Below are 21,175 nucleotides of genomic sequence, written 5' to 3' on the forward strand. Positions count from 1 at the left end.
TCCCACGCTCCGCGTGGGAATGCCGCAATGGACGCTCCGCGTCCGCTTTGGGACGCGGAGCGTCCCGGGATGCATTCCCACGCAGAGCGTGGGAACGATCATTGAACGCCGTGTTTCTCCAGGTTGTACTGGTGGGAGCTTCACCATGTTGAACACCCTTCTTCCAATCCTGTTGTTCGCAGCTATCGGCCTTGGTGTCCTCGGTGCGTTGCGGCGGGTGGCCATGTGGCGTCGGGGCCGGGCCTCGAAGGTCGATCTGCTCGGCGGCCTGTTGGCCATGCCCAAGCGTTACATGGTCGATTTGCACCATGTGGTGGCGCGGGACAAATACATCGCCAACACCCACGTGGCCACGGCCGGCGGCGCGGTGGCGTCGATTGTGCTGGCGCTGCTGGTGCACGGTTTCGGCCTGCATAACCGCATTCTCGGTTACGCCTTGCTGCTGATGACGGCAGTGATGTTCGTCGGCGCGATCTTCGTTTATCTGCGTCGGCGCAACCCGCCCGCGCGGCTGTCGAAAGGTCCGTGGATGCGCCTGCCGAAAAGCCTGCTGGCGTTCTCGGCGTCGTTCTTTCTGCTGACCTTGCCAGTGGCTGGAATCCTGCCGGAGAACTTCGGCGGCTGGGTGCTTGCGGCGATTCTGGGGATTGGTGTGCTGTGGGGCGTGTCGGAGTTGTTCTTCGGCATGACCTGGGGCGGGCCGATGAAACACGCCTTCGCCGGTGCGCTACATCTGGCTTGGCACCGTCGCGCCGAACGCTTTGGCGGCGGTCGTTCCACCGGTTTGAAGCCGCTGGATCTGAACGATCCGAACGCACCACTGGGGGTGGAAAAACCCAAGGATTTCACCTGGAACCAGTTGCTCGGTTTTGACGCCTGCGTGCAGTGCGGCAAGTGCGAAGCAGCCTGCCCGGCCTTCGCCGCCGGCCAGCCGCTGAACCCGAAAAAACTGATTCAGGACATGGTCGTCGGCCTCGCTGGCGGCACCGATGCCAAGTTCGCCGGCAGTCCTTATCCCGGCAAACCCATCGGCGAACACTCAGGCAATCCGCATCAACCGATCGTCAACGGTCTGGTCGACGCCGAAACCCTCTGGTCGTGCACCACCTGCCGCGCCTGCGTCGAGGAATGCCCGATGATGATCGAGCACGTCGACGCCATCGTCGACATGCGCCGCCATCTGACCCTGGAAAAAGGCGCGACCCCGAACAAGGGGGCCGAAGTTCTCGAAAACCTTATCGCCACCGACAACCCCGGCGGTTTTGCTCCGGGCGGTCGGATGAACTGGGCGGCGGATCTGAACCTCAATCTGCTCAGCGAAAAGAAAACCACCGACGTGCTGTTCTGGGTTGGCGACGGTGCCTTCGACATGCGTAACCAGCGCACCTTGCGCGCGTTCGTCAAAGTGCTGAAAGCGGCGAAAATCGATTTTGCCGTACTCGGCCTCGAAGAGCGTGACAGCGGTGACGTCGCCCGGCGTCTCGGCGATGAAGCGACCTTCCAGTTGCTCGCCAAACGCAACATCCAGACCCTGGCCAAATACGGCTTCAACCGCATCGTCACCTGCGATCCGCACAGTTTCCATGTGCTGAAAAACGAGTACGGCGCGTTCGACGGCAATTACCTTGTGCAGCACCACAGTACCTACATGGCAGAAATCATTCAGGCCGGTGCGCTGAACCTCGGTCAGCACAAAGGCAATAGCGTGACCTATCACGATCCGTGCTATCTCGGCCGCTACAACGGCGAGTACGAAGCGCCGCGTGAAGTGCTGCGTGCGCTCGGTATTGAAGTCAAAGAGATGCAACGTTCCGGCTTCCGTTCGCGCTGCTGCGGCGGCGGTGGCGGGGCGCCGATCACCGACATTCCGGGTAAGCAACGGATTCCTGATATGCGCATGGAAGACATCCGCGAGACCGGCGCCGAACTGGTGGCGGTGGGTTGTCCACAGTGCACGGCGATGCTCGAAGGCGTGGTCGAACCGCGTCCCCTGATTAAAGACATCGCTGAACTGGTGGCCGACGCGCTGCTCGAAGACGCCGCGCCGAGCAAGCCTGCGACCCCGGCCAAACGTGAACCAGCGGAGGCCCACTGATGAGCGACATTATCCGCCGCGACCCACGCGCCGAATGGATTGCGCGTAACCGCCTGCATCCGCTGCACGCGGCGATGCAACCGGCGCAACACAGCTGGATGGGGCCCAACGGCGTCATCCGCAAGAACCTGCACGGCATCGGTTTTATCGGCCCCAACGGCATCAAACGGATCGACCGCAGCGGTGCGCAACAGGGCGGGGCGGTCAAACGTTCGGCGGCTGTGGAAGTGCAATTGCCGCTGCATCAAGTGCCTGCCCCGGCGTTCTACATCAGCGTGGTGCCGGACATGGTCGGCGGTCGCTTGAGCAGCCACGACCGTGACTTGCTCGGTCTCGCCCATCAGCTTGCCGGTAATGACGGCGCGGTGTTGGCCGTGGTTTTTGGCGAGCACAAGGAAAACGCTTTCGCCACTGCTGGCGTCGATCGCCTGCTGGTGCTCGAAGGCGAACAGTTCAGCGGTTATGCACCGGAGCAACGCGTGCAAGGTTTGCGCACTGTGGATAACCAGTTCAATCCACGGCATTGGCTGCTGCCGGACAGTCGCAGCGGTGGTGGTGAACTCGGTCGGCGTTTTGCTGCAGCATTGGGCGAGCGCCCGGCGACGCGGGTCTGGCAGGTCAAGGATCAGGAGTGCATCGGCCGTGCAGGTGCGGGCTTGCAAGACCTTGCCCGTCCGGTCGCGCGGTTGATTCTGGCGGCGGCCGAATGCGCCGAGCCAGTCAGTGAAACCCGTCATGAAGTATTACCGGTGGAGTTATCCACAAGTGTCGCGCGCAGCCTGTCGCGGATTGAGGATCTCGGTGCGGTGGCAGTGGACCCGGCGGCGATTCCGATGGCCGAAGCGGAGTTCATTTTCTCCGGCGGCAACGGCGTCAAAGACTGGGCGCTGTTCCACGAAACGGCCGCAGTGCTCGGCGCTACCGAAGGCGCTTCGCGGGTCGCCGTGGACGATGGCTTCATGGCCCGTGATCGCCAGGTCGGCGCGTCCGGCACCTGGGTGACCGCGCGGGTGTATGTGGCTGTGGGTATCTCAGGCGCGATCCAGCACCTGCAAGGCATTGGTGCCTGCGACAAGGTCGTGGCAATCAACCTTGATCCGGGTTGCGACATGATCAAGCGTGCCGATTTGTCGGTGATCGGCGAGAGCGCGGAGATTCTTCAGGCGTTGATCGAAGCGGTCGCGGCTTACCGCAACGAAGCCAAGCGCGATGCGGCTTAAGGAAACGCTATGAACACGAAAGTAATCAGTCTGGTTTCAATCGGCGCTCACCCGACTTCCGGGCGGCCACGCCGTGCTGATCAGGACGCGCGCGCCGTGGAACTGGGTCTGCAACTGGCTGGGGATAACCTGCAAGTGCTGCATGCCGGCGACGTTGCGGAACCGGCGTTGCGCGCCTACCTGGGCATGGGGCTGGAACAGATGCACGTGCTGGAGCAACCGGCTGGCGCCGATGCGCTGCCGGCGCTGACCGCGTATCTGCGCGATGCCGGTGCGCAGGTGGTGCTGACCGGCAGCCAGGCAGAAACCGGTGAAGGTTCGGGGATGTTGCCGTTCCTGCTGGCGGAAGGTCTGGGCTGGCCGCTGGTAGTGGGGCTGGCTCAGGTGGAGTCGATCAATGACGGTTCGGCGCTAGTGCTGCAAGCGTTGCCGCGTGGGCAGCGGCGGCGGTTGAAGGTGAAGCTGCCGTTTATGGCGACTGTGGATAACGCTGCGCCGAAGCCTCGGCAGAGTGCCTACGGCCCGGCGCGTCGTGGGGTGCTGGAGGCGGACGACGTTGAAGTTATCGACGATGAACTCCTCGCTGCCGCCACCCTGCAACCGGCCAAACCAAGGCCCAAGCGCCTGAAAGTGATCAAAGCCAAAAGCGGCGCCGACCGCATGAAAGCCGCGACCGCCAAAGCCAGTGGCGGCGGTGGACAAGTGCTCAAAGGAGTTACCGCGCAGGCCGGTGCTGAAGCGATTCTCAAGTTGCTGATTGAAGAAGGTGTTGTTCGCTGAAAAGCCCCTCACCCTAGCCCTCTCCCAGAGGGAGAGGGGACCGACCGAGTGGTATTGGCTAATTACATCGACCTGCGATTGCGCGGTGACGTTGGTTTGGCCAAGCCTGAGATCACAATGTTCGTTCAGGTCGATGGAGTTCAAATAGGCGATTCGGTCGGCTCCCTCTCCCTCCGGGAGAGGGCTGGGCGGGCGGCGTTCCGATGAGGGTAGCGGTTTACCCACAGTCCCTGTTGGTCGATCTGTGGATAACATGTTCGCCCCTCTCTACACCCCACGTCATTCAAGCCCTGCAGCTATCCGATCAAAAAACAGCCAGCCTAAGTCACGGATTTTCAGGGCTTTTTCGCCAGGATAACTCAGCAAGTTGCCCCCAATCTCTGTTGGCGCTTCTGTGGATAAGATGTTCGCTATCCGCTGAGACCCTTATAAAACGTGGCCTGTGAAGAGTTGATCAAAAAACAATCAATTAATCTGTTTCGACGAAAAACTCCCGCGCAAATCCCGATTTCACACAGCCTCCAAGGCTTTTCCACAGATAAGGCAAAGTTACCCCCGAACTCTGTTGGCGCTTCTGTGGATAACGTGTTCGTCATCCTCTACAGACCATGCAGAACGTGGCTTACAGGAATATGATCAAAAAACAACCAATGCGTCTTGCAAACCGTACTTCTGGATAAGTCACGATTTTTCTTCATAAATCAGTCAGTTATTTTTTCGTTCATCCACAGTTACCCCCATTTGCTGTGGGTGGCTATGTGGATAACTTGTTTGCGAAAGGCTGGGAGGCTTGGTGGGTATGGGGTGTGGGGTGATTGATCAGAAATTGTGCAATCAAGGTTCAGGGATGTGGTGAAGGTGAGATAGCTATCGCGAGCAGGCTCACTCCTACAAGGGGAACGCATTCCACCTGTAGGAGCTGCCGAAGGCTGCGATCTTTTGATCTTGATCAGCCCTGCACAGGCACGCCTTTGAGGTACGGCGCAGGCTCGGCGCCGAGGTTGCTCAACAGGCGCTCGCTGTACCAATCAACGAAGTTGACCACACCAAACTCATACGTCTTCGAGTAAGGCCCAGGCTGATACGCCGTGGAGTTGATCCCGCGCTGGTTCTCTTCCGCCAGACGCCGGTCCTGATCGTTGGTCGCATCCCACACCTGGCGCATGCGTTCCACATCGTAATCCACGCCTTCAACCGCATCCTTGTGCACGATCCACTTGGTGGTGACCATGGTTTCCTGTGCGCTGATCGGCCACACGGTGAAGACGATGATGTGGTCGCCCATGCAGTGGTTCCACGAATGCGGCAGGTGCAGGATGCGCATCGAGCCCAGATCCGGGTTCTTGATCCGGCCCATCAGTTTCGCGCAGCCCTGTTTGCCATCCAGGGTCATCGACACGGTTCCCTTGAGCAGCGGCATGCGCACGATGCGGTTGCGCAGGCCGAAACTGGCGTGGGCGTAAGGAATCTTCTCGGCTTCCCAGGCAGCGGCGGACGCGGCGACGTGGTCCTTGAACGCCTGATCGGCGCGCGGGTCGGTGACGTCGTCCCATTCCAGCAGGGTTTTCAGCAGTTCCGGGTGCGACGCGTTGCAGTGGTAGCACTCGCGGTTGTTTTCCAGCACCAGTTTCCAGTTGGCTTTTTCCATCAAGGTGGTGGTGATTGCCACCTTGGTGTTCTCCATGTCGTACGGTTCCATGTAATGGTTCAGCGTCGACAGGAAGTCATCGATGGCCGGCGGATTCTCGGCCAGACTGATAAAGATGTAGCCGCCGGCGGTCTTCACGTTCACCGGTTTCAGGCCGTACTGCTTCATGTCGAAGTCGGCGCCCATTTCGGTGCCGGCGAACAGCAGGCGACCGTCCAGCTCGTACGTCCACTGGTGGTAATGGCAGACCAGTTTGGCGACCTTGCCTTTTTCACTGGTGCACAGACGCGAGCCACGGTGACGGCAGACGTTGTGGAACGCATGCACCACGCCTTCGGCACCCCGGATTACGATGATCGGGTTCTTGCCGATCTGCAGGGTCAGGTAGTTGCCCTTGGCCGGGATTTCGCAGGTCATGCCGGCGATCAACCATTCTTTCTGGAAGATCTCCTGCATGTCGATATCGAACAGCCGCTCATCGCTATAAAAAGGTTGCGGCAGCGAAAAGGTGCGCTCGCGCTCCTGGAGCATTTGCGCGGTGGCCTTGCGTGCGGGTTCCAGCGGATCGCCCAGGCTGATTTTTGCGGTGACGTCCATCGATGTGATCCTCATGGCCATCTGCGTGGCCGGCGAAAAGTGGCTGATCAGGTGTGCTGCTAACGGTTGCTACGCAAGGTGTAAAGAAGCTGTCTTGGTGTTGGGGCGAGTGTGGGCCCGGCGCAGGGCGCAACCTTATCCATGGGCGACATGGTGCAATCTGTTCCCGACGCGCAACCCCCGGTGGTTGGGGGCTGGTCGCGATAAGTATGCCGATGTCGCGGATAGGTAAACGGGCGGTTCGCGCTATACGCAGAATCGCCGACATGAGGCCGACAGTCGGCCGTGGAGAACAGCATGTCCAACAGCTTCCTGAATCCGGTCACCACCCAGACCTGGGCCAATGGCCGACACATCGTCCGTTGCGTCAAAGTCATCCAGGAAACCTGGGACGTGCGCACCTTCTGTTTCATGGCCGACCAGCCGATCCTGTTCTTCTTCAAGCCCGGGCAGTTCGTGACCCTGGAGCTGGAAATCGAAGGCCAGCCGATCATGCGCTCGTACACGATCTCCAGTTCGCCGTCGGTGCCGTACAGCTTTTCGGTGACGATCAAACGCGTGCCGGGGGGCAAGGTTTCCAACTGGCTGCACGACACGCTTCACGAGGGGCAAGAGCTGGCGGTGCACGGGCCGGTGGGGCTGTTCAATGCCATCGACTTTCCGAGCCCGAAAGTGCTCTATCTCAGCGGCGGCGTCGGTATCACGCCGTGCATGTCGATGGCGCGCTGGTTCTACGACACCAACGCCAACGTCGACATGACCTTTATCCACAGTGCACGCTCGCCCAAAGACATCATTTATCACCGCGAGCTGGAGCACATGGCGTCGCGGATCGACAACTTCAGCCTGCATCTGATTTGCGAGAAGCATGGCTTGGGTGAACCGTGGGCCGGGTATCGCGGTTACCTGAATCACAAAATGCTGGAACTGATGGTGCCGGACTTCCTTGAGCGCGAAGTGTTCTGCTGCGGTCCGACGCCGTACATGAACGCGGTCAAGCGCCTGCTGGAAGTGGCGGGTTACGACATGTCGCGTTATCACGAAGAATCCTTCGGTGCGACGCCACCAGAAGCGCGTGCCGATGCGGTGGAGCAAGCCGAACAGGCAGCGGATGCGCCGGAGATCGATATCGCCGACCTGCATCAGGTCGAATTCACCTCGTCCGGCAAGAGCATTCGTGTGGCACCGGGTGAGACCGTGCATGCGGCGGCGGCCAAGCTGGGGCTGATGATTCCGAAAGCCTGCGGCATGGGGATTTGCGGGACGTGCAAGGTATTGAAGCTGGGTGGTGAAGTGGAGATGGAGCACAACGGCGGGATTACCGAGGACGATGAGGCCGAAGGGTTTATCTTGTCTTGTTGCAGTGTGCCTAAAGGGGATGTGCGTATCGATTTTTGAGTGGTTCGAATTTTTGCGTACGGCTTGCCCCTCACCCCAGCCCTCTCCCGAGGGAGAGGGAGCCGATTTTTGGGCTTTTCAAAATGTGGGTTCGGCTCGGTATTTCACGTCGGCGTAACTCTGATAAACACCACGGTCAGTCCCCTCTCCCTCTGGGAGAGGGCTAGGGTGAGGGGCTATTTCAGTCAACAAACAAATCCGGCATCAACGCCGCCTCGCTTTCCCGATCAAACCGGTAATGCTCAAACTCGCCAACGCCGCTCTCCCGCAAAATCTCCTCATCAATCAACAACCGCCCGGTGATCTGCCGGTTGCTGCTATCCAGAATCACATGCGCCGCATCCGCCATGATCGAAGGCGTGCGAGCCTGCTTGAACGACTCGCGATTACCCAACTGAAACTCAATCGCCGCCGTGGCAATCATCGTTTGCGGCCACAGTGAGTTGACGCTGATCCCGTAACTGGCAAATTCCTCGCTCATCCCCAACGTCAGCATGCTCATGCCGTACTTGGTCACCGTGTACGGGCTGAACTGCGCAAACCACTTGCTCGCCAGATTCAGCGGCGGCGACAGATTGAGAATATGCCCGGCGGATTTCTTCAGATAGGGCAGGGCGGCCTGACTGCACAGCAGCACCGCACGGGTGTTGATCTGGTGCATCAGGTCAAAGCGCTTGAGTTCGATGTGCTGCACACCGGTCAACTTGATCGCCCCGGCGTTGTTTACCAGCGCATCGATAGCGCCGAAATGTTCGTTGGCTTGGGCGAGAGCCCGGCGTACGCCGTCCTCATCACGCACATCCACCTGCAACGCCAACGCCTTGCCGCCCGCCGCCTGGACTTCAGCGGCGACGCTATGAATGGTGCCGGGCAGTTTGGCGTGGGGTTCGGCGCTCTTCGCCGCAATCACGATATTGGCCCCGTCCCTCGCGGCACGCAGCGCAATCTCACGGCCAATGCCACGGCTGGCGCCAGTGATGAACAGGGTTTTGCCTTGTAACGACATGCCGATGCTCCTGCTTATTGTTATGTGAGCGAAGGGCTCGACAGACAATGTAGACCAAGCAGATCAGGTAGCACTTTCTCCGCCATTGATCGTTCCCACGCTCAGCGTGGGAATGCAGCCCGGGACGCTCTGCGTCCCATTTCCATACCAGCACTGAACCTCGATCAGCCCCGGCATTCCCGCGTAGTTCCTGGCACTCGAATAACGCCATTGTTCTGGCAAATCCACATACCCGCGTTTCACCGGGTTGTTGTGGATGTATTCAAGCTTCTGGCGCATGACCGATTCGCTATAAACCATCTCTGCGTGGGAGCCTTCCTGCCACAGCTGATACACGCGATCCTGCTTGTGTGCACGTTTGCTGAAGCGCAGCCGTTGCAGAGCCTTGTCAGCTCCTTTGCTTTGCAAGTCATCAATAATCTGTCGAGCAGTGAATGATTTGAACTGGCTGAGACATTTGTTCAGGTCGGGTGCTTGGGCGACGAAGTGAAGATGGTTTTCCAGAATCACGTAGCCGTACAGCTTCAAGTCATTGTGGGCCTGTTGATATCGCCAGCAGTTGAGCAGGTGGTCGACGATGTATGGGCGGATGAACAGCGGTAACCATTCCATGATCGTGCAGGTCAGAAAATGCGGTTTGTCGGTTTCGGTAATGGTGTAGCGGCTGCGGCCCATGGGATTCTTCCTTGAATCTTGCGGTGCGACGGGAATGGAACGCGGAGCGTCCCGGGAGGCGTTACCACGCAGAGCGTGGGAACGATCAGGGTGAGGCGGACGAAGTGATTGCGCTAGCAGAGAAGTCTGAAGTGCTGGTGGGAAAAATCATTCCCGACCGAAAATCGTTCCCACGCAGAGCGTGGGAACGATCAGTGCGCAGGCGTCAGGTCAGGCGGACATGACTTCGCGGATGTCGCGGGCCAGTTCGCGGACGCGTTCTTCTTCGGTGTCCCACGAGCACATGAAGCGCGCGCCACCCTTGCCGATGAAGGTGTAGAAACGCCAGTTCTTCGCGGTCAACGCAGCGATGGCCGGTTCCGAGAGTTGCAGGAACACGCCGTTGGCCTGTACCGGGAACATCAGTTCGACGCCGGGAATGTCGCTGACCAGTTCTGCCAGCAATTGCGCGCAGTGGTTGGCGTGGCGGGCGTATTTGAGCCAGGCGTCGTTTTCGAGGATGCCGACCCAGGGTGCCGAGAGGAAGCGCATTTTCGACGCCAGTTGCCCGGCCTGTTTGCAGCGATAGTCGAAATCTTCCGCCAGTTTGTGGTTGAAGAACAGGATCGCCTCACCCACGGCCATGCCGTTTTTGGTGCCGCCGAAACACAGCACGTCGACGCCAGCCTTCCAGGTCAAATCTGCTGGCGAGCAACCGAGGAACGCGCAGGCGTTGGAGAAACGCGCGCCGTCCATGTGCAGGTGCAGGCCCAGCTCTTTGCAGGTGGCGCTGATGGCGCGGACTTCTTCCGGGGTGTAGACGCTGCCGACTTCGGTGGCCTGGGTCAGGGTGACCACGCGCGGTTTCGGGTAGTGAATATCCTGACGCTTGAGCGCGACTTCGCGGATCGACTGCGGGGTGATCTTGCCGTTTTCAGTGCCGGCGATCAGCAGTTTCGAACCGTTGGAGAAGAATTCCGGAGCGCCGCATTCGTCGGTTTCGACGTGGGCGGTTTCCGAGCAGATCACGCTGTGGTAACTCTGGCACAACGACGACAGCGCCAGCGAGTTGGCGGCGGTGCCGTTGAAGGCGAAGAACACTTCGCAGTCGGTTTCGAACAGTTTGCGGAAATGATCGGACGCGCGAGCGGTCCATTCATCGTCGCCGTAAGCGCGCTGGTGGCCGTGGTTGGCCTGTTCCATGGCAGCCCAGGCTTCAGGGCAGATACCGGAATAGTTGTCGCTGGCGAATTGTTGGCTCTTGTCGGTCATGGCCGGCTTCCGTGGTCGAGACTCTTGTGAAGGCTCGTGGTCAATGATGGTGCGCACTTTACCGAAGATCTTCCGGGGAGCACACGGGATGTCGCTGTCAGAACATTACATGGACGCAGGCCGATTATGCACCTGAGAAAACGCGACGGCGCGCTGGATCTGCTCAAGTGGCTGGCGCTGCTGAGCATGTTGCTCGATCACCTGCGATATGTCGGGTTCTCCGCCGATTGGCTGTACGTGCCGGGGCGGCTGGCGTTTCCATGGTTTTGTCTGGCGATGGCGGCGAATCTGGCGCGCGATGGATCGCGGAAGACGGAATGGCGCTATCTGGGCTGGTTGTTGCTGTTCAGTGCGGTGAGCGAGATTCCTTATCGACTGTACATTCCCGACCCCGACACGCTGAACGTGATGCCGACGCTGGCGTTGGGGTTGTTAGTGGCGCGGGGGTGGCAGGATCCATCGCCCATGTCGCGATTACTGGGTGTCGCCGCGCTGGTGCTGGCCGCCATGTTTCCGGAACGACTGATGTTTGGTTTCTTCGGGGTGTTGCTGCCGTTGGCGATGCTGCAGGTGTTTCGCCGGCCTTGGTATTTCAGCCTGTTGCCGGGATTGGTTTGTCTCGCCGCCAACCAATGGCAAGTGCTGTATGAGTCGGCGAGGTTTGGCAGCAGCGTCGCCATTCTTGGCATTGCCACCTGTCTGTTTGCGCCCATGCTCGGAATGTTCCTGTTGCGACATGTGCGACATCTCCAGCCACCGCCGATGCGGCGCTGGGCTTATGCCCTCTATCCCGCGCATTTCCTCCTGCTGCTACTTATCCGCCAGCTCGCCGCATAACCCCCTGTAGGAGTGAGGCGGGGGGGGGGGGGGGGGGGGGGGGCCCCCCCCCCCCCCCCCCCCCCCCCCCCCCCCTCACTCCTACAGGGGATCTGTGCAGATTCAACAAGCCATTTTCAGCCATGTCGTAAACGCACCTTTGCGTGGCGCGCGCAGGCATTTGAGCTGTCTGCGCCGGTCATACCATCGGCATCAAAGGGCACTGCCGTGATTGCCAGTGCCTTACCGAGACGAATGGCGCACAGATGCCGCTGGGAGAGACGCGATGTTCAGCAAGCAAGACCAGATCCAGGGTTACGACGATGCACTGCTGGCGGCGATGAATGCCGAGGAGCAACGTCAGGAAGATCACATCGAGCTGATCGAGTCAGAGAACTACACCAGCAAACGCGTCATGGAAGCGCAAGGCAGCGGCCTGACCAACAAATACGCCGAAGGCTATCCGGGCAAGCGCTACTACGGTGGCTGCGAGCACGTCGATAAAGTCGAAGCGCTGGCCATCGAGCGCGCCAAGCAGCTGTTCGGCGCCGATTACGCCAATGTCCAGCCGCACTCCGGTTCTTCGGCCAACAGCGCCGTGTACCTGGCGCTGATCCAGCCGGGCGACACCATCCTCGGCATGAGCCTGGCCCACGGCGGTCACCTGACCCACGGCGCCAAAGTGTCGTCCTCGGGCAAGCTCTACAACGCCGTGCAGTACGGCATCAACACCGACACCGGGCTGATCGATTACGACGAAGTCGAACGTCTCGCCGTCGAATCCAAGCCGAAAATGATCGTCGCCGGTTTCTCCGCTTACTCGAAGACTCTGGACTTCCCGCGCTTTCGTCAGATCGCTGACAAGGTCGGCGCGCTGCTGTTCGTCGACATGGCCCACGTCGCCGGCCTGGTCGCTGCCGGTCTGTACCCGAACCCGCTGCCGTACGCCGACGTGGTCACCACCACCACGCACAAAACCCTGCGCGGCCCTCGTGGCGGCCTGATCCTGGCCAAGTCCAACGAAGAGATCGAGAAGAAGCTCAACGCTGCCGTATTCCCCGGCGCTCAGGGTGGCCCGCTGATGCACGTCATCGCCGGTAAAGCCGTGTGCTTCAAGGAAGCGCTGGAGCCAGGCTTCAAGGCTTATCAGCAGCAAGTGATCGACAACGCTCAGGCGATGGCCAGCGTGTTTATCAAACGTGGCTACGATGTAGTGTCCGGCGGCACCGACAACCACTTGTTCCTGGTCAGCCTGATCCGTCAGGGTCTGACCGGCAAAGATGCTGACGCCGCCCTTGGCCGTGCGCACATCACCGTCAACAAGAACGCCGTGCCGAACGACCCGCAATCGCCGTTCGTGACCTCGGGTCTGCGCATCGGTACCCCGGCGGTCACTACTCGCGGCTTCAAGGTGACCCAGTGCGAAGTGTTGGCTGGCTGGATCTGCGACATCCTCGACAACCTCGGTGATGCCGACGTCGAGGCCAATGTTGCCCAGCAAGTGTCGGCCCTGTGCGCAGACTTCCCGGTTTATCGCTGAGTGTTCTGGAGTAACTGACTATGCAACGCTATTCGGGCTTCGGCCTCTTCAAACACTCCCTCAGCCACCACGAAAACTGGCAGCGCATGTGGCGCACGCCGACGCCGAAAAAGGTCTACGACGTGGTCATCGTCGGCGGCGGCGGGCACGGTCTGGCGACTGCCTACTACTTGGCAAAAGAACACGGCATTACCAATGTGGCCGTGGTCGAGAAAGGCTGGCTGGGCGGCGGTAACACCGCGCGCAACACCACCATCGTGCGCTCCAACTACCTGTGGGACGAGTCGGCGCACCTCTACGAACACGCAATGAAACTGTGGGAAGGCCTGTCGCAGGACCTCAACAACAACGTGATGTTCTCTCAGCGTGGCGTCTACAACCTGTGCCACACCCTGCAGGACATCCGTGATTCCGAGCGTCGGGTCAGCGCCAACCGCCTCAACGGCGTCGATGGCGAACTGCTCAACGCCAAGCAAGTCGCTGACGAGATTCCGTACCTCGACTGCTCGAAAAACACCCGCTACCCGGTGATGGGCGCCACCGTTCAGCGTCGCGGCGGCGTCGCCCGTCACGATGCCGTGGCCTGGGGCTTTGCCCGTGCCGCTGACGCCCTCGGTGTGGACTTGATCCAACAGACCGAAGTCATCGGTTTCCGCAAGGAAAACGGCGTGTGCATCGGTGTTGAAACCAACAAGGGTTTCATCGGCGCCAAACGCGTCGGTGTGGTCACCGCCGGTAACTCCGGGCACATGGCCAAGCTCGCCGGTTTCCGTCTGCCGATCGAATCCCACCCGCTGCAAGCGCTGGTGTCGGAGCCGATCAAGCCGATTATCGACATCGTGATCATGTCCAACGCCGTGCACGGTTACATCAGCCAGTCCGACAAGGGCGACCTGGTGATCGGCGCTGGTATCGACGGCTACAACGGCTACGGCCAGCGTGGTTCGTACCCGGTGATCGAGCACACCATTCAGGCCATCGTCGAGATGTTCCCGGTGCTGTCCCGCGTGCGCATGAACCGCCAGTGGGGCGGCATCGTCGACACCACCCCGGACGCTTGCCCGATCATTTCGAAAACCCCGGTGCCGAACATGTTCTTCAATTGCGGTTGGGGCACCGGTGGCTTCAAGGCAACGCCTGGCTCGGGCAACGTGTTTGCCGCGAGTCTGGCCAAGGGTGAAATGCACCCGCTGGCCGCACCGTTTTCCATCGACCGTTTCCACAACGGCGCACTCATCGACGAACACGGCGCTGCTGCCGTCGCCCACTAACAGGAGAAATCCCCATGTTGCATATCTTCTGTCCTCACTGCGGCGAACTGCGCTCCGAAGAGGAATTCCACGCATCCGGTCAGGCGCACATTCCGCGCCCGCTCGATCCAGGCGCCTGCACCGACGAGGAGTGGGGCGACTACATGTTCTTCCGCGACAACCCGCGCGGTCTGCACCACGAGCTGTGGGATCACGTTGCCGGTTGCCGTCAGTACTTCAACGTCACCCGCGACACCGTGACTTACGAGATTCTCGAAACCTACAAGATCGGCACCAAGCCGCAATTCACCGACAAGGCTGATTCGGCGAAAACAGCCACGACGGCGCAGGGAGAGAAGGTATGAGCCAGACCAATCGCCTGTCCAACGGTGGACGGATCGACCGCAACAAAGTGCTGAGCTTCACCTTCAACGGTCAGAGCTACAAAGGCTTCGAGGGTGACTCGCTGGCCGCCGCGCTGATCGCCAACGGCGTCGACATCATTGGCCGCAGCTTCAAGTATTCGCGTCCTCGCGGGATCTTTGCTGCCGGTGCCGAAGAGCCGAACGCGGTGCTGCAGATCGGTGCCACCGAAGCCACCCAGATTCCCAACGTGCGCGCCACGCAACAAGCGCTGTATCAAGGTCTGGTCGCGACCAGCACCAACGGCTGGCCGAGCGTCAACAACGACATGATGGGCATTCTCGGCAAGGTCGGCGGCAAGCTGATGCCGCCGGGTTTCTACTACAAAACCTTCATGTACCCGCAATCGTTCTGGATGACGTACGAGAAGTACATTCGCAAGGCTGCCGGTCTGGGCCGCTCGCCGACTGAAGTCGATCCGGACACCTACGACTACATGAACCAGCATTGCGACGTGCTGATCGTCGGCGCTGGTCCGGCCGGTCTCGCCGCTGCACTGGCCGCTGCGCGCAGCGGTGCCCGAGTGATTCTGGCCGATGAGCAGGAAGAGTTCGGCGGCAGCTTGCTCGACTCACGCGAAAGCCTCGACGGCAAACCGGCGATGGATTGGGTTGCCAGTGTCATCACTGAACTGAAGAACACCCCGGACGTGCTGCTGTTGCCGCGCGCTACGGTCAACGGTTACCACGACCACAACTTCCTGACCATTCACGAACGCCTCACCGATCACCTCGGTGACCGTGCGCCGATTGGCCAGGTGCGTCAGCGTATTCACCGTGTTCGCGCCAAGCGTGTCGTGCTGGCAACCGGTGCTTGCGAGCGTCCGCTGGTTTACGGCAACAACGACGTGCCGGGCAACATGCTGGCCGGCGCTGTGTCGACTTACGTGCGTCGTTATGGCGTGGCACCGGGCAAGAAGCTCGTTCTTTCGACCAACAACGATCACGCCTACCGCGTTGCTTTGGACTGGCTCGACGCCAGCCTGCAAGTGGTCGCCATCGCCGATGCGCGCAGCAATCCGCGTGGTGCGCTGGTGGAAGAAGCCCGCGCCAAAGGTATTCGGATTCTCACCGGCAGCGCCGTGATCGAAGCCCGTGGCAGCAAGCGTGTCACCGCTGCCCGTGTTGCTGCGATTGATGTCAAAGCCCACGCCGTGACCAGCCCAGGCGAATGGCTCGACTGCGATGTGGTCGCCAGTTCCGGTGGTTACAGCCCGGTCGTTCACCTGGCTTCGCACCTCGGTGGCAAGCCGACCTGGCGCGAAGACATCCTCGGCTTCGTACCGGGCGAAGCACCGCAGAAACGCGTGTGCGTCGGTGGCATCAACGGCGTTTACGGTCTCGGCGATTCGTTGGCTGACGGTTTTGAAGGTGGCGTGCGTGCTGCCGCTGAAGCCGGTTTCCAGACTGTCGAAGGCGTGCTGCCGAAAGCCCTGAGCCGTCACGAAGAACCGACGCTGGCGCTGTTCCAGGTGCCGCATGAAAAGAACACCGCACGGGCGCCGAAGCAATTCGTCGACCTGCAAAACGACGTGACCGCTGCAGCGATCGAACTGGCAACCCGCGAAGGTTTCGAGTCGGTCGAGCACGTCAAACGCTACACCGCGCTGGGCTTCGGCACCGATCAGGGCAAGCTCGGCAACGTCAACGGTCTGGCCATCGCCGCCCGCTCGCTGAACGTGACCATCCCGCAAATGGGCACCACGATGTTCCGCCCGAACTACACGCCGGTGACTTTCGGCGCCGTGGCCGGTCGTCACTGTGGGCACATCTTCGAGCCGGTGCGTCATACCGCACTGCACGCCTGGCATGTGAAGAACGGCGCCGAGTTTGAAGACGTCGGTCAGTGGAAGCGTCCATGGTACTTCCCGAAAAACGGTGAAGATCTGCATGCCGCCGTCAAGCGCGAATGCAAAGCCGTGCGCGACAGCGTCGGCCTGCTCGACGCCTCGACCCTCGGCAAGATCGACATTCAAGGCCCGGATGCCCGCGAGTTCCTTAACCGCGTGTACACCAACGCCTGGACCAAGCTCGACGTGGGCAAGGCCCGCTACGGTTTGATGTGCAAAGAAGACGGCATGGTCTTCGACGACGGTGTCACGGCGTGTCTGGCCGACAACCATTTCGTCATGACCACCACCACCGGCGGCGCCGCTCGCGTATTGCAGTGGCTGGAGCTGTACCACCAGACCGAATGGCCGGACATGAAGGTTTACTTCACCTCCGTCACCGACCACTGGGCGACCATGACCCTGTCCGGGCCGAACAGCCGCAAGCTGCTCAGCGCCGTGACCGACATTGATCTGAGCAACGAAGCGTTCCCGTTCATGACCTGGAAAGAAGGTCTGGTCGGCGGTGTGCCGGCGCGGGTGTTCCGCATTTCGTTCACCGGTGAGCTGTCGTACGAAGTCAACGTGCAGGCCGACTATGCGATGGGCGTGCTGGAGAAAATCGTCGAGGCCGGCAAGCAGTACAACCTGACCCCGTACGGCACTGAAACCATGCACGTGCTGCGTGCCGAGAAGGGTTTCATCATCGTTGGCCAGGACACTGACGGCTCGATGACCCCGGACGACTTGAACATGGGCTGGTGCGTGGGTCGCACCAAACCGTTCTCGTGGATCGGCCAGCGTGGGATGAACCGTGAAGACTGCGTGAAGGATCAGCGTAAGCAGTTGGTGGGCTTGAAACCGATCGATCCGAATGTATGGCTGCCGGAAGGTGCGCAGCTGGTGTTCAACACCAAGCAGGCGATTCCGATGACCATGGTTGGCCACGTGACTTCCAGCTACGCGCACAACTCCCTCGGCTATTCGTTTGCGATGGGTGTGGTCAAGGGCGGTCTGAAGCGCCTCGGTGAGCGGGTGTTTGCACCGCTGGCCGATGGCAGCGTGATCGAGGCGGAAATCGTTTCTTCGGTGTTCTTCGATCCGAAGGGTGATCGCCAGAACATTTGATGGTTCGGCTCCTGGGGAGTGCAGTTGCACCGCGGTGACTTTATCGCGAGCAGGCTCACTCCTACAGGTGATCGCGTACCCCTTGTAGGAGTGAGCCTGCTCGCGATAGCGGTAGATCTGCCTACACAGGGCTCAAGTCAGAATTCAGAAGGTGCTTTATGACCACAGCCAATGTTTACCAACAACGCCCGACCACCGGCGCCAAGGCCGAGTCGTCGCTGCACCATGCCGACCTCGCCAGCCTGGTCGGCAAGGGTCGCAAGAACGCCGGCGTGATCGTGCGGGAAAAGAAACTCCTCGGCCACCTGACCATCCGTGGCGATGGCCACGATGCGGCGTTCGCCGCCGGCGTCCATAAAGCGCTGGGTATCGAATTGCCCGGCGCCCTGAGCGTGATCGTCAAAGGCGAAACCAGCCTGCAATGGATGGGCCCGGACGAGTGGCTGCTGATCGTGCCGAGCGGCGAAGAATTCGCTGCCGAACAGAAACTGCGTGAAACACTGGGCGATCTGCACATCGCGATCGTCAACGTCAGCGGCGGCCAGCAGGTGCTCGAACTCAGCGGGCCGAACGTGCGTCAGGTGCTGATGAAATCGACCAGCTATGACGTGCACCCGAACAGCTTCCCGGTCGGTAAAGCGGTCGGCACGGTGTTCGCCAAGTCGCAGCTGATGATTCGTCATACCGCCGAAGACACTTGGGAACTGCTGATTCGTCGCAGCTTCTCGGATTACTGGTGGTTGTGGTTGCAGGATGCTTCGGCTGAGTACGGGTTGAGCGTTCAGGCCTGAAGATCAAAAGCCACCCCCCTCACCCCAGCCCTCTCCCCCAGGGGGAGAGGGGGAAAGGGAGCAGATTTGTGTGGTTTTCGAGCCTGAGTTCGACCCGATATCTCAGGTCGGCGTAACACGAGAGAACAACTCGGTCAGTCCCCTCTCCCTCTGGGAGAGGGCTAGGGTGAGGGAAAAACCTGCCACCCCGCACAAAGAACAGGAGTCACCGCACCATGAGCCGCGCCCCAGACACATGGATTCTGACCGCCGACTGCCCCAGCGTCCTCGGCACCGTGGACGCGGTGACGCGTTTTCTGTTCGAGCAGGGTTGCTACGTCACCGAGCACCACTCGTTCGATGACCGCCTCTCGGGGCGTTTCTTCATCCGCGTGGAATTCCGCCAACCCGATGGTTTCGACGAACAGTCCTTCCGCGCCGGTTTAGCCGAACGCGGTCAGGCCTTTGGCATGATCTTCGAGCTGACAGCGCCGAACTACCGGCCGAAAGTGGTGATCATGGTTTCCAAGGCCGATCACTGCCTTAACGATTTGCTCTATCGCCAGCGCATCGGTCAGTTGTCGATGGACGTCGCGGCGGTGGTGTCCAATCACCCGGATCTCAAGCCGCTGGCCGACTGGCACCAGATTCCCTACTACCATTTCCCCCTCGACCCCAACGACAAACCGTCGCAGGAGCGTCAGGTGTGGCAGGTGATCGAAGAGTCCGGCGCCGAACTGGTGATCCTCGCGCGCTATATGCAGGTGCTGTCGCCGGAGTTGTGCCGCAAGCTCGATGGCAAGGCGATCAACATTCATCACTCGTTGCTGCCGGGCTTCAAGGGCGCCAAACCGTACCACCAGGCCTACAACAAGGGCGTGAAGCTGGTTGGCGCGACGGCGCATTACATCAACAACGACCTCGATGAAGGGCCGATCATTGCCCAGGGCGTCGAGGCGGTGGATCACAGTCATTACCCCGAGGATCTGATTGCCAAGGGGCGTGATATCGAAGGCCTGACGCTGGCGCGGGCGGTTGGGTATCACATCGAAAGAAGGGTTTTTTTGAACGCCAATCGTACGGTCGTACTTTAGATCGCCATCGCTGGCAAGCCAGCTCCCACAGGATTCGGTGTTGAATTCAAATTCTGTAAACGACACAAATCCTGTGGGAGCTGGCTTGCCAGCGATGAGGCCCTGACAGGCAACACAAGAAACAGCATCTGTACCCGAGCACTTAACGCGCTGCCTGCCTGGGCAACGCGGTTCCATAAAAACAACAGCGAGGTGAAAGCATGTCTGGCAATCGTGGTGTGGTGTATCTCGGCGCTGGCAAGGTCGAAGTACAGAAAATCGACTATCCGAAAATGCAGGACCCGCGCGGTCGCAAGATCGAGCACGGGGTCATTCTCAAAGTGGTTTCCACCAACATCTGCGGCTCCGACCAGCACATGGTGCGCGGCCGTACCACGGCGCAGACCGGTCTGGTGCTGGGCCACGAAATCACCGGCGAGGTGATCGAAAAAGGCTCCGACGTCGAAAACCTGAAAATCGGTGATCTGGTCTCCGTCCCGTTCAACGTTGCCTGCGGGCGCTGCCGTTCCTGCAAGGAGCAACACACCGGCGTCTGCCTGACCGTCAACCCGGCCCGTGCCGGGGGCGCTTACGGTTATGTCGACATGGGCGACTGGACCGGTGGCCAGGCCGAGTACGTGCTGGTGCCCTACGCCGACTTCAACCTGCTGAAACTGCCGGACCGCGACAAGGCCATGGAGAAAATCCGCGACCTGACCTGCCTCTCCGACATTCTGCCAACCGGTTACCACGGCGCCGTCACGGCTGGCGTGGGTCCGGGAAGCACCGTTTACATCGCGGGTGCCGGCCCGGTCGGTCTGGCCGCCGCAGCTTCCGCGCGTTTGCTCGGGGCGGCGGTGGTGATCGTCGGCGACGTCAACACCATCCGCCTGGCCCACGCCAAGGCTCAGGGTTTTGAGATCGTCGACCTGTCGCAAGACACGCCGCTGCATGAGCAGATCGCCGCACTGCTGGGCGAGCCGGAAGTGGATTGCGCAGTGGACTGCGTCGGCTTCGAAGCGCGCGGCCACGGCCACGACGGCGTGAAAGCCGAAGCCCCGGCCACCGTGCTCAACTCGCTGATGGGTGTGGTACGTGTTGCCGGCAAGATCGGTATTCCGGGCCTCTACGTCACCGAAGATCCGGGTGCCGTCGACGCTGCCGCGAAAATGGGCAGCCTGAGCATTCGCTTCGGTCTGGGCTGGGCCAAGTCGCACAGCTTCCACACCGGCCAGACGCCGGTGATGAAGTACAACCGCCAATTGATGCAGGCGATCATGTGGGATCGCATCAACATTGCTGAAGTGGTGGGCGTGCAAGTGATCAGCCTCGATCAGGCGCCGGAAGGTTACGGCGAGTTCGATGCGGGCGTGCCGAAGAAGTTTGTGATTGATCCGCACAAGTTGTTCAGTGCGGCGTAAGGCTTAAGCGCAATACAAAACGGCGACCTCAGGGTCGCCGTTTTTTGTTGGCAGGCAAGGTCAAAAGCTACCCTCATCGGAACGCCGCCCGCCCAGCCCTCTCCCTAAGTGAGAGGGGGCCGACCGAGGTGTCTCGCGTCGTACATCGACCTGAAAGATCGAGTCGACTATGGATTCAACGCAAGTCTTTCACGTCGGCGTATTACGTCAATATCCCAGGGTCAGTCCCCTCTCCCTCTGGGAGAGGGCTAGGGTG

General features: G+C 60.5%; 15 protein-coding genes and 1 pseudogene. 12 read left to right on the forward strand and 4 right to left on the reverse strand.

Annotation, left to right across the window (positions count from 1 at the left end; translation table 11 throughout):
• Positions 1-145: 145 nt before the first annotated feature.
• From dgcB to ACIPIZ_RS12830, 3 genes are read left to right on the forward strand one after another with little or no spacing between them, the layout of a single operon-like run.
• A complete protein-coding gene (gene dgcB, locus ACIPIZ_RS12820) occupies positions 146-2,095 on the forward strand; it encodes a dimethylglycine demethylation protein DgcB (protein WP_401165566.1) in 1,950 nt (649 codons plus the stop codon).
• Entirely contained in the window at positions 2,095-3,315 is a 1,221-nt protein-coding gene (locus ACIPIZ_RS12825) for an electron transfer flavoprotein subunit alpha/FixB family protein (RefSeq protein WP_401165568.1), read from the forward strand. The genes dgcB and ACIPIZ_RS12825 overlap by 1 nt, the downstream gene beginning before the upstream one ends.
• A 9-nt stretch (positions 3,316-3,324) precedes the next feature.
• Positions 3,325-4,095, forward strand: coding sequence for an electron transfer flavoprotein subunit beta (locus tag ACIPIZ_RS12830; RefSeq protein ID WP_064388153.1), 771 nt, complete (start codon positions 3,325-3,327; stop codon positions 4,093-4,095).
• 949 nt (positions 4,096-5,044) lie between these two features.
• Here the strand turns inward: ACIPIZ_RS12830 and gbcA are convergent.
• Positions 5,045-6,340: a glycine-betaine demethylase subunit GbcA gene (gbcA, locus tag ACIPIZ_RS12835; RefSeq protein WP_064388154.1), complete on the reverse strand. Its 1,296-nt coding sequence runs from the start codon at positions 6,338-6,340 to the stop codon at positions 5,045-5,047.
• Positions 6,341-6,637: 297 nt separating this feature from the next.
• Between gbcA and gbcB the strand changes: the two genes are divergently transcribed.
• Positions 6,638-7,738 carry a glycine-betaine demethylase subunit GbcB gene (gene gbcB / locus ACIPIZ_RS12840; RefSeq protein WP_064388155.1) on the forward strand — a complete coding sequence of 367 codons (1,101 nt, stop codon included), beginning with the start codon at positions 6,638-6,640 and terminating at the stop codon, positions 7,736-7,738.
• 181 nt (positions 7,739-7,919) lie between these two features.
• On the opposite strand, the gene ACIPIZ_RS12845 is transcribed toward gbcB, so the two are convergent.
• From ACIPIZ_RS12845 to ACIPIZ_RS12855, 3 genes and pseudogenes are all read right to left on the reverse strand, one after another.
• Positions 7,920-8,744: an NAD(P)-dependent oxidoreductase gene (locus ACIPIZ_RS12845; RefSeq protein ID WP_122855215.1), complete on the reverse strand. Its 825-nt coding sequence runs from the start codon at positions 8,742-8,744 to the stop codon at positions 7,920-7,922.
• Positions 8,745-8,888: 144 nt separating this feature from the next.
• A pseudogene (locus ACIPIZ_RS12850) lies at positions 8,889-9,419 on the reverse strand (REP-associated tyrosine transposase); the annotation flags it as partial.
• 210 nt (positions 9,420-9,629) lie between these two features.
• The gene (locus ACIPIZ_RS12855) at positions 9,630-10,670 is read right to left on the reverse strand and encodes a low specificity L-threonine aldolase (RefSeq protein WP_236431625.1); all 1,041 of its coding nucleotides are present in this window, start codon (positions 10,668-10,670) and stop codon (positions 9,630-9,632) included.
• Between the two features lie 126 nt (positions 10,671-10,796).
• Between ACIPIZ_RS12855 and ACIPIZ_RS12860 the strand changes: the two genes are divergently transcribed.
• The 8 genes from ACIPIZ_RS12860 (at position 10,797) to fdhA (ending at position 20,919) form a co-directional block, all read left to right on the forward strand.
• Positions 10,797-11,507, forward strand: a complete 711-nt coding sequence (locus tag ACIPIZ_RS12860) for a TraX family protein (protein ID WP_150647645.1) — start codon at positions 10,797-10,799, stop codon at positions 11,505-11,507.
• A gap of 265 nt (positions 11,508-11,772) precedes the next feature.
• On the forward strand, positions 11,773-13,026 hold the full coding sequence (locus ACIPIZ_RS12865) for a serine hydroxymethyltransferase (RefSeq protein WP_401165573.1): 1,254 nt from the start codon (positions 11,773-11,775) through the stop codon (positions 13,024-13,026).
• A gap of 20 nt (positions 13,027-13,046) precedes the next feature.
• The gene (locus ACIPIZ_RS12870) at positions 13,047-14,297 is read left to right on the forward strand and encodes a sarcosine oxidase subunit beta family protein (protein WP_401165575.1); all 1,251 of its coding nucleotides are present in this window, start codon (positions 13,047-13,049) and stop codon (positions 14,295-14,297) included.
• A gap of 14 nt (positions 14,298-14,311) precedes the next feature.
• Positions 14,312-14,641: a sarcosine oxidase subunit delta gene (locus tag ACIPIZ_RS12875; RefSeq protein WP_105705687.1), complete on the forward strand. Its 330-nt coding sequence runs from the start codon at positions 14,312-14,314 to the stop codon at positions 14,639-14,641.
• On the forward strand, positions 14,638-17,655 hold the full coding sequence (locus ACIPIZ_RS12880) for a sarcosine oxidase subunit alpha (RefSeq protein ID WP_122660132.1): 3,018 nt from the start codon (positions 14,638-14,640) through the stop codon (positions 17,653-17,655). The genes ACIPIZ_RS12875 and ACIPIZ_RS12880 overlap by 4 nt, the downstream gene beginning before the upstream one ends.
• Before the next feature lie 158 nt (positions 17,656-17,813).
• Entirely contained in the window at positions 17,814-18,446 is a 633-nt protein-coding gene (locus ACIPIZ_RS12885; RefSeq protein ID WP_401165578.1) for a sarcosine oxidase subunit gamma, read from the forward strand.
• A 215-nt stretch (positions 18,447-18,661) separates the two neighbouring features.
• Positions 18,662-19,519: a formyltetrahydrofolate deformylase gene (purU, locus tag ACIPIZ_RS12890; protein ID WP_008086918.1), complete on the forward strand. Its 858-nt coding sequence runs from the start codon at positions 18,662-18,664 to the stop codon at positions 19,517-19,519.
• Between the two features lie 200 nt (positions 19,520-19,719).
• Positions 19,720-20,919 carry a formaldehyde dehydrogenase, glutathione-independent gene (gene fdhA / locus ACIPIZ_RS12895; protein ID WP_064388161.1) on the forward strand — a complete coding sequence of 400 codons (1,200 nt, stop codon included), beginning with the start codon at positions 19,720-19,722 and terminating at the stop codon, positions 20,917-20,919.
• The last annotated feature ends 256 nt before the right edge of the window (positions 20,920-21,175 follow it).

This window comes from Pseudomonas sp. NPDC087690, assembly GCF_044743175.1.
Taxonomy (GTDB): domain Bacteria; phylum Pseudomonadota; class Gammaproteobacteria; order Pseudomonadales; family Pseudomonadaceae; genus Aquipseudomonas.

Coding starts and splice junctions, on each gene's coding strand:
- ACIPIZ_RS12885 (WP_401165578.1), top strand. CDS start 17,814: ATGACCACAGCCAATGTTTACCAACAACGCCCGACCACCGGCGCCAAG.
- dgcB (WP_401165566.1), top strand. CDS start 146: ATGTTGAACACCCTTCTTCCAATCCTGTTGTTCGCAGCTATCGGCCTT.
- gbcA (WP_064388154.1), bottom strand. CDS start 6,340: ATGGACGTCACCGCAAAAATCAGCCTGGGCGATCCGCTGGAACCCGCA.
- ACIPIZ_RS12825 (WP_401165568.1), top strand. CDS start 2,095: ATGAGCGACATTATCCGCCGCGACCCACGCGCCGAATGGATTGCGCGT.
- ACIPIZ_RS12830 (WP_064388153.1), top strand. CDS start 3,325: ATGAACACGAAAGTAATCAGTCTGGTTTCAATCGGCGCTCACCCGACT.
- ACIPIZ_RS12880 (WP_122660132.1), top strand. CDS start 14,638: ATGAGCCAGACCAATCGCCTGTCCAACGGTGGACGGATCGACCGCAAC.
- ACIPIZ_RS12855 (WP_236431625.1), bottom strand. CDS start 10,670: ATGACCGACAAGAGCCAACAATTCGCCAGCGACAACTATTCCGGTATC.
- ACIPIZ_RS12870 (WP_401165575.1), top strand. CDS start 13,047: ATGCAACGCTATTCGGGCTTCGGCCTCTTCAAACACTCCCTCAGCCAC.
- ACIPIZ_RS12865 (WP_401165573.1), top strand. CDS start 11,773: ATGTTCAGCAAGCAAGACCAGATCCAGGGTTACGACGATGCACTGCTG.
- fdhA (WP_064388161.1), top strand. CDS start 19,720: ATGTCTGGCAATCGTGGTGTGGTGTATCTCGGCGCTGGCAAGGTCGAA.
- purU (WP_008086918.1), top strand. CDS start 18,662: ATGAGCCGCGCCCCAGACACATGGATTCTGACCGCCGACTGCCCCAGC.
- ACIPIZ_RS12875 (WP_105705687.1), top strand. CDS start 14,312: ATGTTGCATATCTTCTGTCCTCACTGCGGCGAACTGCGCTCCGAAGAG.
- ACIPIZ_RS12845 (WP_122855215.1), bottom strand. CDS start 8,744: ATGTCGTTACAAGGCAAAACCCTGTTCATCACTGGCGCCAGCCGTGGC.
- ACIPIZ_RS12860 (WP_150647645.1), top strand. CDS start 10,797: ATGCACCTGAGAAAACGCGACGGCGCGCTGGATCTGCTCAAGTGGCTG.
- gbcB (WP_064388155.1), top strand. CDS start 6,638: ATGTCCAACAGCTTCCTGAATCCGGTCACCACCCAGACCTGGGCCAAT.